This is a genomic window from Paraburkholderia sp. RL17-381-BIF-C (assembly GCF_046026435.1).
In the GTDB taxonomy this organism is placed as follows: domain Bacteria; phylum Pseudomonadota; class Gammaproteobacteria; order Burkholderiales; family Burkholderiaceae; genus Paraburkholderia.
In genome coordinates this window covers 1-12,251 of sequence record NZ_JARESX010000062.1, presented here as the reverse complement: position 1 = coordinate 12,251, position 12,251 = coordinate 1, and the positions used below count along the sequence as shown (strand labels likewise).

Below are 12,251 nucleotides of genomic sequence, written 5' to 3'. Positions count from 1 at the left end.
GTGATTGGAAACGCTCTGACGCCGGGGGATACTCGGGCTTAATGTTCCAGTTTGCTGGACGAATCATGCAAGTTGCAGCGACTCGCGTAACGCATGCCATCCAGGCCTCGGAACGGTGCGAGCCAATGCTTCCATCCATCTAACCGACGCGCGACGCCTTCGCATCGAGAGCGGCAGTTACTTATCGTGTGACCATGACTACTTTCAAGAACGAACTGCGTGACGGATGGCGCGACATTGCCGGTGCTGCAATCGGACTAGGTTGCGGCATTGGCGCATATACACCGGTCTCCAGCCTTTTCTTTCGCGCACTCGAACATCAGTACGGCTGGAGCAAAGCGGCGTCAACAGCGTCGCTGGTTGCGCTGCCGGTGACGGCGGCCGTGCTGCCATTGGTGGGCATGCTGCTTGACCGCTATGGAGTGCGCCGGATAGCTGCAGCATCTGCGCTGGCGGTTGCGCTTTGCTACCTTGGTCTGTCAACCATGACGGGCGAACTCATCCAGTTCTACGTTCTCATTCTACTGCTCAATGTGTTCGGTGCAGGGACGGGACCGATTAGCTACACTCGCCAGATCGCCGCTCGGTTCGTGGCCGGCCGGGGCGCAGCGCTGGCCTGTGCGTTGGTTGGCATTGCGGCGGCTGGCATGATTCTGCCAGCAGTGCTGTTTCATACCCTATCCCTCGGCGGCTGGCGATCCGGCTATCGTCTGATGGGCTGGCTTACTCTTGGAGGTGTATTCGTCGCGCTGCTTTGCATCGGCAATCGTCGGTCAGATTCGTCGGAACTGGCTGCCGAGCAGACAGGACTGAGCGCCGGTCAGGCGGCCCGCACGACAGCGTTCTGGTGTCTCGGCATAGCGATTTTCTTCGTCAGCGCAGCGACGATAGGCTTCGTTTCGCAAGCTCAGTCTTTGGTGATTGAAAAGGGGATCGCACCCGCTCGCGCGGCGTTGTTACTCTCGGTGCTCGCGGGGTCCGTACTCATCAGTCGCGTCGTAATCGGAAGAACGCTGGATTTGGGCCACCCAAAGCGTGTTGCGGCGGGCGTATTGACTTTGGCTGCACTCGGCGCAGCCATTTGGCTCGGCCGACCCGAAACCGTGGGCGCGATCTTTGGCGTGGTACTGCTTGGCTTCTCAATCGGCGCAGAGCTCGACTTGCTGTCGTTCTTTATTGCGGCCTGTTTCGGATTGCGCCACTACGGTGTTATCTACGGTTGGCTTGGCGCATTCTTCTATACCGGCATGGCAGCGGGCGGTCTTGGCTACGCCATCGTGCACGACCGTACAAGTTCATATCAAGGCGCGATCCTCGGTTCGGTGTTCCTGCTGCTGGCGAGCGCCGGCCTGTTTCTCATACTGCAGGTACGCGGCACGAAGGACGCGAGTCCCAATCGCACCGCCGAGGTAGCCGTTAATCCAGCCCTCAACCAAAAGGAATTCCCATGACGCGTCCGTCCATTGATGGTATTCATCACCTTAAATTTTCGGTCTCCGATCTCGAAAGCAGCCTGCGATTTTACGAGGTCGCGCTCGGCGCGCAGCGTCTGAGGGAACTCGACCATCGCCGTCCCGACGGGGAATTGTTCGCGTACATTCTGGCAATCGAGGGTCTCGGCACCCACCTCGAAATCAGGTTGTCGCCGACGGCTGCGGCGGCCGAAGCGGGGCAGGACCATCTCACACTGACTGTCGATACACGCGATGAACTCGAAGCGTGGCGTCAGCACTTTGCCGACGTTTCTGTGCCGCATTCACCCGTGCTGACGGGGATCGTCGGATGGTTGCTGATTGTCGAAGATCCTGACAAACGACGGATCCGGTTTTATACGCGGGAGACGCATGCGCCCGGAGAAGGCGTTTCTTCTGACGCATATTGGCTCGGTACTGACCACGAATCTCAAAAATCGTCCTGATTGTAAGTATCTGCTGCACGGGGCATAACTCCAGAACCATGCTCGAGGCATTCGCGGCTTAGCGCGGCGAATGCTTTCTTGTTTATCACGAAGGTAACTCTGCAACCGATGCGTAACGTCCATTTGCATAGAGAAGCGGCGCGACCGGCGCGCTCGCATCGGCGTTGACGATGCTGTCACAGGTACCGATGAAGATGTCATGCGTGCCGTACGAAAAGACCGATGCGACTGTGCAAAATAAGTTTGATTGCGAATCGGTAAGGTAAGGTAGTCCGGTTGGGTTGGTTGCCCACCTGCCGACAGCAAATTTTTCGGTTGGATGGACGGTCTTGCGGCCAAACGCAGCCGAGACGTCCCGGTGCTGTGTACCCAGAATGTTCACGCAAAAGCTCGACGCATTACGTAACGCCGCATGAAAGATGTTGGTGCGATTCACGCACACCAGCAACGCTGGTGGATCAGCACAGAGCGACGTGACCGCAGTTGCTGTCATGCCGTACCGCAGGCCACGGCTATAACACGTCACAATATTCACGGAGGCAGCGAGACGCCTCATGGCGTCGCGAAATTCGTCTTCAATTGCTGGCTGCATGGTGGGTATCCATCGGTGACTGTGGCATGCGAAGGGCGTCCTGTGAGCAAAGCGAGTTCATCGACGTACGCCGTCTCCCAGGACCCCGTATCATTGGGCGGGGGTGCCGACGAAGCTATTGGTGGGTTTCGGGAGGTCAAGGTTCTCGCGCAGGGTTGTGCCCTGATACTCGCGTCGGGCGACACCGCGTTCTCGAAGGATTGGTAGGACGAGGCGGTCGAAATCGTCTTGAGCCTGGGGCATGACGCCCGGTATCAGCATGAATCCATCAGCAGCATCGTCACGATGCCAGTCCATCAGGGTCTCGGCCACCCGTTGCGCGGAGCCAACCAACGTGTAGTGGCCCCGCCCCGGTGCAAGACGCGTATAGATTTCGCGAACGGTTACCTTCTCGTCGAGTCCCATCGCGCGGATCATATCCAGTCGACTCTTGGACGTATTAACGTCGGCGATCGGAGGGAGCGGCTGGTCGATATCAATGCTGTCAAAATCTGCCTTCCCGAGCAGCTTCGCCAGTAGTTCAAGCCCCACTTCAGGATGAACGAGTGACTGCAGTTCCGCAAATTTTTCCTGCGCTTCTTTTTCGGATTCACCCACTACCGCGTAGACCCCCGGCATGACAATCAGCGAGTCCGGGGAACGTCCGCGTGCCGCAAGACGACCTTTCAACGATCTGTAAAACTGCTGTGCATTGCTTTTATTCGCCTGTGCGGTAAACACGATGTCGGCGCTGGCGGCTGCAAGGTCCTGTCCTGGGCCCGACGATCCTGCCTGGATAATCACGGGATGTCCTTGAGGTGGGCGCGGCGCATTGAGTGGCCCTTGCACGGCGTAGTACTTGCCCCTGTGGTTTAACGTGTGAAGCTTTCTGGTGTCCACTGCAACGCCCGTTTCCTTGTCGCCGATTAAAGCACTTTCTTCCCAGCTATCCCAAAGACGCCTTACAACATCGACATATTCTGCGGCGCGGGCATAGCGGTCCGCATGCTGTGCGTGAATGTCCAGTCCGTAGTTGCGTGCCTCGAGATCCGACTGTGACGTAACAACATTCCAACCAGCGCGTCCGCCGCTCAGGTGGTCCAACGACGCAAACGTTCTGGCGGTGGTGTACGGCGCCGAATAGGTTGTCGAAAGCGTGGCGGCCAAACCGATATTTCGCGTAACGACCGACAGTGCGGAGAGCAAGGTCAGCGGTTCGAATTCCAGATGAGGATGGCGCGGGTATCGGCGTGCTCCCCCGCGCTCGCCATGACTCATATAGAGCGAATCTGCGATAAACAGAAGGTCGTAGCGGGACCGCTCCGCGTTTTCCGCAATCCTCCTGAAATAGCTGAAGTCGGTCGCAGCGTCAGTCTGGACGCCCGGATGACGCCATCCGGCGCTGTGGGTACCAGTTGTCGTCAGCAGCAGTGCCAGAGGCATTGGCTTTGGAGCATTCATCGTCCATTCCAGGGGGGGCGGTTAAGGTCCGGGTATCCGGGCATCACGAAGCTTCTCGCGAATACGAACTCGCGAAGTGCAGGGCGCGAGCGATATTGGTATGGGGCCTAACGATTTAAGTATAGTCACCACGATAGTGGTTGCAATCGCTGGAAAACCCTGATCCAGTAAGACCCGAGAGGCAAATTTATACGCGGCGCAGGCCTCGAATTGATTTTGTCCGGGACTTGTATCTCGTCGAACCTGGGTGCTCATCCCGCGTCCATTGCCGGTATCGCGGCATGCCAACCGCCAGCCGGCGGAGATGCGAATTTCGGGGAGGAGGCGATTATTGCCACAATGTTCGCAATGCATTGCAAAAGACGGGGCCACTTGCTGAACTCAAAGCCCTATACTTGGAAGAAATCAATTCGGTAAGGGCTTGAGTAAATCTGTCATGAAAAGAAACATTGCCGTCTGGCTCGGGCTGCTTTCATGCAGCGGTACGGTCCTTGCACAAACCAGTTCCGGTTCAGAGCCGGTCGCTGCGACAGTCATACGGGAAAATGGGCTAAGCCGTGCAGAGGTCCAGGCGGAATTACTTTCGGCGGAAAAGGCCGGCGTGTTGCCAATGAACGATTCGAACTACCCGTCCGCGCAGTTGGCGCATGCGCGCGGCGCGGACGTGCGCTCTCTTACCGCGCCGCAAACGCTGGCCCGCCGGACGCAGCAATAGCCTGGCGATTCGCTGCTGGCGTCAGGCGAAGTAAGTCACGGCGAGATCAATGAAACTTCGTACTTTCTGTGGGACAAACTGCCGACTTGGGTAGACGAGAGCGATTTCGACGTCTCCATTAGCAACGCGATATGTTGGTAGCAGGCGGATCAGGTTGCCCGCCATCAGGTCGTTAGCGACAAGACTTACCGGCAGAACGGCCACGCCCATCCCGGCGAGCGCCGCCTGTTTGAGCATCATTGCATTGTTGACAGTAAAAGAGGGATTGAACGGCACGCGTTCTTCGGTGTCGTTGGCGAAGGTCCAATGCTGCAGTCCCGTCTCTTGGGGCGGACAAAGGAGACGATGCCGGACAAGGTCGGCTGGCACAATCGGCGAACCGGCGTCTGCAAGATAGCGCGGTGATGCGACAGGAATTCTGGCCGCACGAACCAATCGCCTGGCGACCAGCGACGAGGAGCTGACCATGCGGTCAACGACGATTCCCACATCGAAGCCGGCGTCCAGCATGTCAACGTGCTGTTCGGTCAGAGTTACGTTCAGAACGACTCGCGGGTATTGCGTCTGGTACGCGGCAAAAAACGGCGCAAGCTGAAACAGCGAGAAGCTTCCCGACGCTACCACTCTCAAGTCGCCTGCTACTTCTCGAGATGTCATTGTCGCGCAAGATTCGATGTCTTCAATTTCGGCGAGTACGGAACGACATCCCACGGCATACTGCGCTCCCGCTTCGGTGAGGACCACCGTGCGGGTCGTGCGCTGGAGCAGTCGGATGCCAAGGTGCGCTTCGAGGTTGGCCACGTGACGTGTCACGATCGAAGTCGACAGATTAAGTTGCGACGCTGCCTGTGCGAAGCTGCCGGTATGGGCGACCCGATCGAAGACGCTCATAGCCTGAAGAAGATTAATCATTGTCGTGTTGAACCGAGGCGGCGTCGAACCTATCCAAAAGATAGTATGCTTGTGTTGATTCTGATCCCGACCCACGTTCCGAGATTCAATTCCATCGCATGGCAAAGAAAGATCCACTAATCAAGCACGGGCAATATGCGCTACCGCCGACGTGGACGGCGCGTTATCACCAAAACTATCCGGATTTGCCTGTGGTGATTTTCGATGCTATTTATGCATTGCGTCGGACGGCGCAACGCATGGACAACGCGTTCGCCGCTTGGCTCGCGGACACTGGCTTGACGCCGGCCAAGATGGGCGTGTTGATGTTGATCTGGGCGGCGGGCGACGAAGCAGTAAGTTTTTCGCAACTTGGCAGCCAATTATCGGTGACACGTGCCACTGTCTCCGGGCTCATTGATGGTCTCGTAAAAGACGACTTCGTCGAGCGTGTGGAGGATTCTGTCGACCGGCGTAATCTGCGTGCCCGGCTTAGCAAGAAGGGACGCGCACGTCTGAAGCGAATCATGGACGATCATTGCCAGCGACTGTCTCACGCTTTTGGAAGCATTGATGGCAGTGAACTCACGACGTTGACAGATTTGCTCAATCATCTGGCTGATCGCGCGGAAGCGACTAGCGAAACTGTGCGCTAAGCCGGGTGACCGCCGCCAGAGGTCATTGCACTCGCGACAGTTGTTACGCTTCTCACACGGCCCGCGACTCAGCGTGTCGCACTTGGCCCGCTTAGGCACTCCCCGATGGCACTTCGACGCTTCTTCGCGTTATCAAGTGTCGGAACGTGAGCATGAATAGCTCGTTCTGAGACGTGATACGCAGCTTTTCGTAAATGCGCTTCCGATAGGTCAGCACGCTGTTGATCGAAATCCCCAAATTAAGCGCGATTGCCTCTGACGTATAGCCTGTCAGGATGCCCAAACAAACGGTGCGCTCGCGAGCAGTGAGCGGCGAAAATGCTTGCGTGTCCGCGAGAATCCAGTCATCGCTCAGTCCAACGGGACGCGCTGTCGACTGCTCGTTTCGCAGCGCAGTGCCTTCCATATTGCTCATCACATTTGCTCCTTCCCACCTGCGCCCTCGTGAATCCGGCGGCGCCGGTTATCTCCCGTTTAGGTAGTCACGGCCTCCTTCTCAATTCGTAAGGAGCCTGACGGTTACGAGTATAGAACTCCGCCATTTGTTGGCGCAAGGCATGGAAAACCCTGCAGCAGGGTCTTTTCGTTAGAACGGGTGACCGGGTAATGAGCAACTCTTGCGACTTTTGGCATGTGCGACGAGGGGGGGCGACCTGGCGCGTTACGACCTGCCGGCATCCACTTTGAGATCCCTATCTGGAGCCAGATCGCCAGATCAAAGACGAGTTGCCGAGTGACTCGTGCAAACTCGGTATAACCGGGAAGAAAGGGATCGGCCTCGGTCAAACGGTCGGATCCGTGGCTAGGCGTCGGGGATTGCGGTGCCCTCTGTCTTCGCCGGTCATTTGCATCACGGAACGAAGTACCCGCCCTCTGCGAAGCGACAATCTCTAAGGCTGCTTCTTTCGCACGCAGCTTCCTGCATGGAACGCGGAGTGTAGCTGCCGGGCATAGTCAACGCGTGGTCGAAATCTCCGAGGAGAGCAGGAATTAAAGCGTCGGGCGTCCGGTTCTTTCAAGCGAATGCTGCCAGGTAGCGCGAAGCAAAATCGAGGTGGTGTATAAAACTAGATGGGCGCGCAAATTCGGACAGCCGGATTAGAGGAACGTTCTGGGCTGAGCCGGCGATAAGATCGACAAAGGGACCAGGCAGATGGCGAAGAGAGCCCGGCGGACTCACCCGGCCGCGTTCAGAGCGAATGTGGGGATGGGGGCGGTCGAGGGTGAGCGGGCGCAAGCCGAACTGGCGTAGCTGTTCGATGTGCACCCCACCCAGAACACCATTCGCGACTCGTTGGACGCCATCGATCCGGATAACCACGAAAACCGTTGTTTGCCGCCGAGCCGGAGCCCCTCTGGAACGATGCGGTAGCAACTCAAGCCCAGCGCACCGGCGAACTCGACGCGCTGCGCGAACAGCCGGTAGATTCACTCAGGAACGCCGCTCGCGACGAACTCATAAGCTTCGGAATGGACCTGTCCCGGCGTTGGAATCACCGGCCAGTACCTTCGAAATCAAGAGACGTATCTTGCGTACTGTTCTCAAGAAGCTTGGTTACGAAGCCGGACCACATCATCCGAGCGCTTCTTCACCGGCAGCGAGGCCAACACATCGAACTCGAACTCCGACGAACCGTACTGGGCAACATCGCTGGGTCACCGATACCGAGACGATTGATACCATCCGCGCGTTGGCGTCGCAAAGCGCATGAAAAGCGGCGTGTCCTTACCGATCTGGGCGAACACCTTCGCCTTCGTGTAACGCGAAACGTGATATGTAACTTTCAGCGTGCCGAAGGCGCATGACCCCTTCGCGTGAACGCGACGCGCCAGAAACACGTCGCGGTCGAAGCGAGCGAGCTTTTCCATGAGCGAGACGTCTTGCAATACGACGGGGCTGCGACTGCCCGCTGTCATCGAATTCTGATTGGCTGGCACGGGCGCGCCGCTCGCGGTCGTTAGTTTTTCGCTCTGAAATATGCACTATTGCGCGAGGGTGGGTCACGCTGGGGAAATGTTCAGGAGCGCTATGTCGTGTGGAACTGTCTTGCAGTTGGTATAGGAGTGCCTAAACGGATCATGAACCCTATACCTCGGTATGGCTTTAGACGCAGGATGCGAACCGGTGAGAACATCGTTCAGCAGATATCCAGCGCTCAGCAGATATCCAGCGCGAAGCATATCCGTTGCGGGTTCAAAGAGAATGTCCTAAAACACTACCTTCTACGTCGTTTGCACCGCATGCTGTTTGCTCCACAATTCGCGCATACCATCTTCTGAACCGGAGCGAAAGCATGACGCAAACACATCTGGGTACGGCGTTGATCACGGGCGCCTCGTCGGGAATCGGCGCGGTGTATGCCGACCGTCTCGCGCGTCGGGGCTACGACCTCTTGCTCGTTGCACGCAACCGTGAACGGCTCATGACGCTTGCCAGCAGCATCACGACCGACACCCGGCGACACGTCGAGATTCTCGACGCTGACCTCGGCGACGGAGTTGCACTGGCGAGTGTCGAAGCCAAGCTGAGGCAGGACGCGAGCATCACTCTGCTGGTTAACAACGCAGGCATCGGCACGCACACTCCACTCGTAGATAGCGACGTCGACGCGATGTCACGCATGATCGACCTTAACGTGACGGCCTTGATGCGCCTCACCTACGCTGCCGTGCCGGGCCTTCTTTCCCGTGGCAAGGGCGCCGTCATCAACATCTCGTCGATCGTTGCGCTCGCACCGGAAATGCTCAATGGCGTGTATGGCGGTAGCAAGGCATTCGTGCTCGCCTTCACCCAGTCGCTGCATCACGAACTGGCCGGTAAGGGCATGCAGGTGCAGGCCGTATTGCCTGGCGCGACGGCCACCGATTTCTGGCAGACAGGCGGCCTTCCGCTCGAAAGCCTCGACAAGTCGATCGTGATGTCCGCCGGGAACATGGTCGATGCCGCACTGGTCGGGTTCGATCGCGGCGAACTCGTGACGATCCCGTCACTGCAAGACGTGGCCAGGTGGGAGGCCTTTGCAGACGCCCGGCGGGCGATGTCAAACCTGTTGTCGACCAACACGCCGGCGCCGCGTTATGCGGCATCGCGCTAAGCACCATTCGCATTTCATCGTCAAAGGAGCAGTAATAATGAAACTCACAAACAACACAGTCTTTATCACGGGCGGAACCTCGGGCATTGGCCGTTCGCTCGCCGAAGCATTTCACAGCCGCGGGAACAAGGTCATCGTCGCTGGGCGCCGCAAGGCGTTGCTGGACGAGGTTGCAAGTGCGAATCCGGGCATCGACACAATTGAGCTCGATATCGCCGATGGCGCACAGATCCAGCAGGTCGCGCAACAGCTCATCGCGAAATATCCGAAGCTCAACGTTGTCATCAACAACGCGGGCATCATGCCGTTCGACGATGCTGGCGGCGTACTCGACGACGCGCAAGCTGTTCATCTGATCAACACGAACCTGCTCGGACCTGTTCGGCTGAGCGCGGCACTTGTCGAGCATCTGAAGCAACAGCCGGAGTCGTACATCATCAACAACAGTTCCGTGCTGGCCTACGTGCCGCTCGCTACCACTGCGCTCTACTCGGCGACGAAGGCCGCGCTGCATTCGTACTCGATGTCGCAACGTTTCATGCTGCGTGACACCAGCGTGCGGGTACTCGAAATCGCGCCGCCGTGGGTCGATACGGATCTTGTCCACAAGAGCGGCGACCCGCGAGCGATGCCGCTGGCTGCGTTCATCGCTGAGACAATGGACAAGCTCGCCACGGCGACGACAGAGGTGGTCGTCAGCGTCGCGCAGCCGCTGCGCGACAACGCTGGACCGAACGAGCACGCGTACGTCGACCAGTTCAATCTCTCGCTGCGGGACAACCCGATCCCCGTCGCCTGACGCTCGCGCGCCCTCGAAATTAGGGTTGCGATGAGCCGAACATCACAGCGAACCGCGCAATGTCGACGCTCGACGAGTTGCGCGCGGTCAAGCGTGCGCTCGTTATCGGCCTCTTCCTGTTGGCGAGCCACGATGCAGCTGAGCGGCGAGAAGATCGTCGCCACGATGAAGGATGCGGTTTCGAGTCCACACACCGGCGTCGCGAACGCAGGCAGCTCTACGCCGGTGCTGAACCGCTGAGTGCGTCCGGTGCGTCAAACGCCGGACTGGCTGATCGTTGCTGCGGTCGTGCTCTTCGTCGCGGCGAATGTCGTCCGGTACCCGCTCGGCGTTTGATGCCGTGCGCCTCAATCTTGGAACACTCATGACCACATCATTTTCCGCGCCGACCACGCGCGCGCTCCGGGCGCTCAGCCTTGCGTATTTTGTGCAAGCAACGGGTGCTCTGTCCGTCGTCGGGAGTCTCGATTCGATCTCGCGTCAATGGGGGCTCGCCGATTCGCAAAGTGCCTATTTGATTTCGGTGTTCGGCGTCACGTTCGCTTTTGCCGCGCCGCTGCTGCAAGTGGGCTTCGGACACTTGCGCCGGCGTCGCCAAGTGTTGATCGGCTTGGCACTCTTCAGCGCTTCGGCGTTGTTGTTCGCCGCCGCGCCGGACTATCGCGTGCTCCTGCTTTCGCGCGTGCTCATGGGGCTCGGCGCGGGTTTTATCGGCCCCGTGCTCGGCGCGTTGGGTTCGAGCCTGGTTGAGCGAGAGCACCAAGGCAGCGCGATCGCTGCCGTCCTGCTCGGACTGAGCGTCGCAGGCCTTGTTGGCATGCCGCTGTCCGCGTGGGTCGCTCACGCATGGGGTGCGCGAGCGCTGTTCCTGGCGGTCGGAGTGGCGGGCGCGGCGACCGCAGCACTCATCGCGTGGGTGGTACCCGACTCCAGCGAAGGCGAGCACGTCAGGCTCGCGACGGTCGTCTCGCTTTTGACGCGCGTCGACACCCTCACCGCGTTCCTCGTAGTGTTCTTCATTGCGGCAGGCGTTTATTCGACGTATTCGTTCATTGCGCCCATCATCCGTGACGTCTTTCATGCGGGGCCTGGAACGGTGTCGACATCGCTTGTTGTGCTGGGCGTGGCAGGCGTCGGGGGCAATCTGTTCGTGACGCGCGCTGCACGACGCTATGGCTCGGAAACGATGCTGCTAGCCGGCCTCGCGCTGCTTGCGGCGGACCTCGTCTTTCTCTGGTTTGCATCGCCGAGCGTGCAATGGCTGTTCGTCGCGCTGACGGCGTGGGCGTTCGCGACCGATCTGCTGTGGCCTTCGCAGCAACGACGCATCGTGGAACTCGTGCCGCACTTACGTGGCGTATCGTTGGCATTGACTGCGTCGTTTGTGTTCTGTGGGATTGCCCTCGGTTCGGCTGTCGCAGCATGGATCTATCCGGCGCTTGGTTTCACTGGAGTGATCGCCAGTTCGCTACTTTTTCTCGCGCTGGCTACCGCTAGCCTTACCATTTCGCGAGCGTCCGTTGCGGCGAAGGCGAAACTGGGAACTTGTCGTAGCTCGCTTCGATCATGAAGCCATCGATTCAGGACGCGACTACACCCGTGCGATGCCTCTGTATTCATCGTCACGGATTGTTTCTCGGTGCATTGCTTCATGTTCGAAGCGTTCCTCTTCGACGCAGGGCCCCGAGGCCCGCGGCAATAGCGGCCATTGAAGCGACGGAGCTCTCTCTCACCGATTACACTCTGCCAGATGTTTCCAGCATGCCGCGGATGTGGCCAAACCGGCCGACTGGCGCGCGACTGCGGGAATTTTAGTGTTATTGCATCTTTTCGAACAAACGCAACAATCCTGCCCTTTGATTTAACGTCTTGGTCTAAACAGACTCACAAAACAACAACCCCACCCGGAGCCGCTCAATGACAACGCTCAATATCAACGGCCAGACGCATACCGTCGACGCGCCACCCGACATGCCGCTACTGTGGGTCTTGCGCGATCTGGTCGGCCTGACCGGCACGAAGTTCGGTTGCGGCATCGCGCAATGCGGCGCCTGCACCGTGCATCTCGACGGCGTGGCGGTGCGCTCGTGCGTGTTGCCGGCAGCGGCCGTCGGCGACCGCAAGATCACCACGATCGAAGCGGTA

The 12,251-nt window shown here is 58.7% G+C and carries 12 protein-coding genes and 1 pseudogene; 8 read left to right on the top strand and 5 right to left on the bottom strand.

Translation table 11 applies throughout. The annotated features are described in order from the left end of the window. Positions 1-194 precede the first annotated feature (194 nt). Positions 195-1,451 (top strand): MFS transporter, encoded by a 1,257-nt coding sequence (locus P0D70_RS28175; protein WP_408186870.1) that lies wholly within the window; start codon positions 195-197, stop codon positions 1,449-1,451. Further along, on the top strand, positions 1,448-1,918 hold the full coding sequence (locus P0D70_RS28170) for a VOC family protein (protein WP_408186869.1): 471 nt from the start codon (positions 1,448-1,450) through the stop codon (positions 1,916-1,918). Before P0D70_RS28175 ends, P0D70_RS28170 begins: the two co-directional genes overlap by 4 nt. 85 nt (positions 1,919-2,003) lie before the next feature. Here the strand turns inward: P0D70_RS28170 and P0D70_RS28165 are convergent, their stop codons facing one another. Both P0D70_RS28165 and P0D70_RS28160 read right to left on the bottom strand, forming a co-directional pair. After that, on the bottom strand, positions 2,004-2,510 hold the full coding sequence (locus P0D70_RS28165; protein WP_408186868.1) for a flavin reductase family protein: 507 nt from the start codon (positions 2,508-2,510) through the stop codon (positions 2,004-2,006). 90 nt (positions 2,511-2,600) lie between these two features. Further along, positions 2,601-3,950 (bottom strand): LLM class flavin-dependent oxidoreductase, encoded by a 1,350-nt coding sequence (locus P0D70_RS28160; RefSeq protein WP_408186867.1) that lies wholly within the window; start codon positions 3,948-3,950, stop codon positions 2,601-2,603. Between the two features lie 436 nt (positions 3,951-4,386). On the opposite strand from P0D70_RS28160, the gene P0D70_RS28155 reads away from it, so the two are divergent. Then, the gene (locus P0D70_RS28155; RefSeq protein WP_408186866.1) at positions 4,387-4,665 is read left to right on the top strand and encodes a DUF4148 domain-containing protein; all 279 of its coding nucleotides are present in this window, start codon (positions 4,387-4,389) and stop codon (positions 4,663-4,665) included. A 21-nt stretch (positions 4,666-4,686) separates the two neighbouring features. Here the strand turns inward: P0D70_RS28155 and P0D70_RS28150 are convergent, their stop codons facing one another. Then, on the bottom strand, positions 4,687-5,577 hold the full coding sequence (locus P0D70_RS28150) for a LysR family transcriptional regulator (protein ID WP_408186865.1): 891 nt from the start codon (positions 5,575-5,577) through the stop codon (positions 4,687-4,689). Between the two features lie 98 nt (positions 5,578-5,675). Here P0D70_RS28150 and P0D70_RS28145 point away from each other — a divergent pair, with 98 nt between their 5' ends. After that, complete coding sequence (locus P0D70_RS28145) at positions 5,676-6,212, top strand: MarR family winged helix-turn-helix transcriptional regulator (protein WP_408186864.1); 537 nt, start codon at positions 5,676-5,678, stop codon at positions 6,210-6,212. A 91-nt stretch (positions 6,213-6,303) separates the two neighbouring features. On the opposite strand, the gene P0D70_RS28140 is transcribed toward P0D70_RS28145, so the two are convergent. Together P0D70_RS28140 and P0D70_RS28135 are read right to left on the bottom strand one after the other, a co-directional pair. After that, positions 6,304-6,627: a helix-turn-helix transcriptional regulator gene (locus P0D70_RS28140; RefSeq protein ID WP_408186863.1), complete on the bottom strand. Its 324-nt coding sequence runs from the start codon at positions 6,625-6,627 to the stop codon at positions 6,304-6,306. 1,280 nt (positions 6,628-7,907) lie between these two features. Next, positions 7,908-8,192: pseudogene (locus tag P0D70_RS28135) on the bottom strand (catalase); the annotation flags it as partial. A 314-nt stretch (positions 8,193-8,506) separates the two neighbouring features. On the opposite strand from P0D70_RS28135, the gene P0D70_RS28130 reads away from it, so the two are divergent. From P0D70_RS28130 to P0D70_RS28115, 4 genes are all read left to right on the top strand, one after another. Continuing rightward, complete coding sequence (locus tag P0D70_RS28130) at positions 8,507-9,307, top strand: SDR family NAD(P)-dependent oxidoreductase (protein WP_408186862.1); 801 nt, start codon at positions 8,507-8,509, stop codon at positions 9,305-9,307. A 37-nt stretch (positions 9,308-9,344) separates the two neighbouring features. Continuing rightward, positions 9,345-10,106, top strand: coding sequence for an SDR family oxidoreductase (locus P0D70_RS28125; protein WP_408186861.1), 762 nt, complete (start codon positions 9,345-9,347; stop codon positions 10,104-10,106). A gap of 364 nt (positions 10,107-10,470) precedes the next feature. Beyond that, positions 10,471-11,676, top strand: coding sequence for an MFS transporter (locus tag P0D70_RS28120; RefSeq protein WP_408186860.1), 1,206 nt, complete (start codon positions 10,471-10,473; stop codon positions 11,674-11,676). Between the two features lie 347 nt (positions 11,677-12,023). Beyond that, on the top strand, positions 12,024-12,251 hold a 228-nt coding region (locus P0D70_RS28115), incomplete at its 3' end, for a (2Fe-2S)-binding protein (RefSeq protein WP_408186859.1).

What these genes read in the sequence shown, in the direction of transcription:
- P0D70_RS28175 (WP_408186870.1), top strand. Translation starts at nt 195, where the DNA reads ATGACTACTTTCAAGAACGAACTGCGTGACGGATGGCGCGACATTGCC.
- P0D70_RS28170 (WP_408186869.1), top strand. Translation starts at nt 1,448, where the DNA reads ATGACGCGTCCGTCCATTGATGGTATTCATCACCTTAAATTTTCGGTC.
- P0D70_RS28165 (WP_408186868.1), bottom strand. Translation starts at nt 2,510, where the DNA reads ATGCAGCCAGCAATTGAAGACGAATTTCGCGACGCCATGAGGCGTCTC.
- P0D70_RS28160 (WP_408186867.1), bottom strand. Translation starts at nt 3,950, where the DNA reads ATGAATGCTCCAAAGCCAATGCCTCTGGCACTGCTGCTGACGACAACT.
- P0D70_RS28155 (WP_408186866.1), top strand. Translation starts at nt 4,387, where the DNA reads ATGAAAAGAAACATTGCCGTCTGGCTCGGGCTGCTTTCATGCAGCGGT.
- P0D70_RS28150 (WP_408186865.1), bottom strand. Translation starts at nt 5,577, where the DNA reads ATGATTAATCTTCTTCAGGCTATGAGCGTCTTCGATCGGGTCGCCCAT.
- P0D70_RS28145 (WP_408186864.1), top strand. Translation starts at nt 5,676, where the DNA reads ATGGCAAAGAAAGATCCACTAATCAAGCACGGGCAATATGCGCTACCG.
- P0D70_RS28140 (WP_408186863.1), bottom strand. Translation starts at nt 6,627, where the DNA reads ATGAGCAATATGGAAGGCACTGCGCTGCGAAACGAGCAGTCGACAGCG.
- P0D70_RS28130 (WP_408186862.1), top strand. Translation starts at nt 8,507, where the DNA reads ATGACGCAAACACATCTGGGTACGGCGTTGATCACGGGCGCCTCGTCG.
- P0D70_RS28125 (WP_408186861.1), top strand. Translation starts at nt 9,345, where the DNA reads ATGAAACTCACAAACAACACAGTCTTTATCACGGGCGGAACCTCGGGC.
- P0D70_RS28120 (WP_408186860.1), top strand. Translation starts at nt 10,471, where the DNA reads ATGACCACATCATTTTCCGCGCCGACCACGCGCGCGCTCCGGGCGCTC.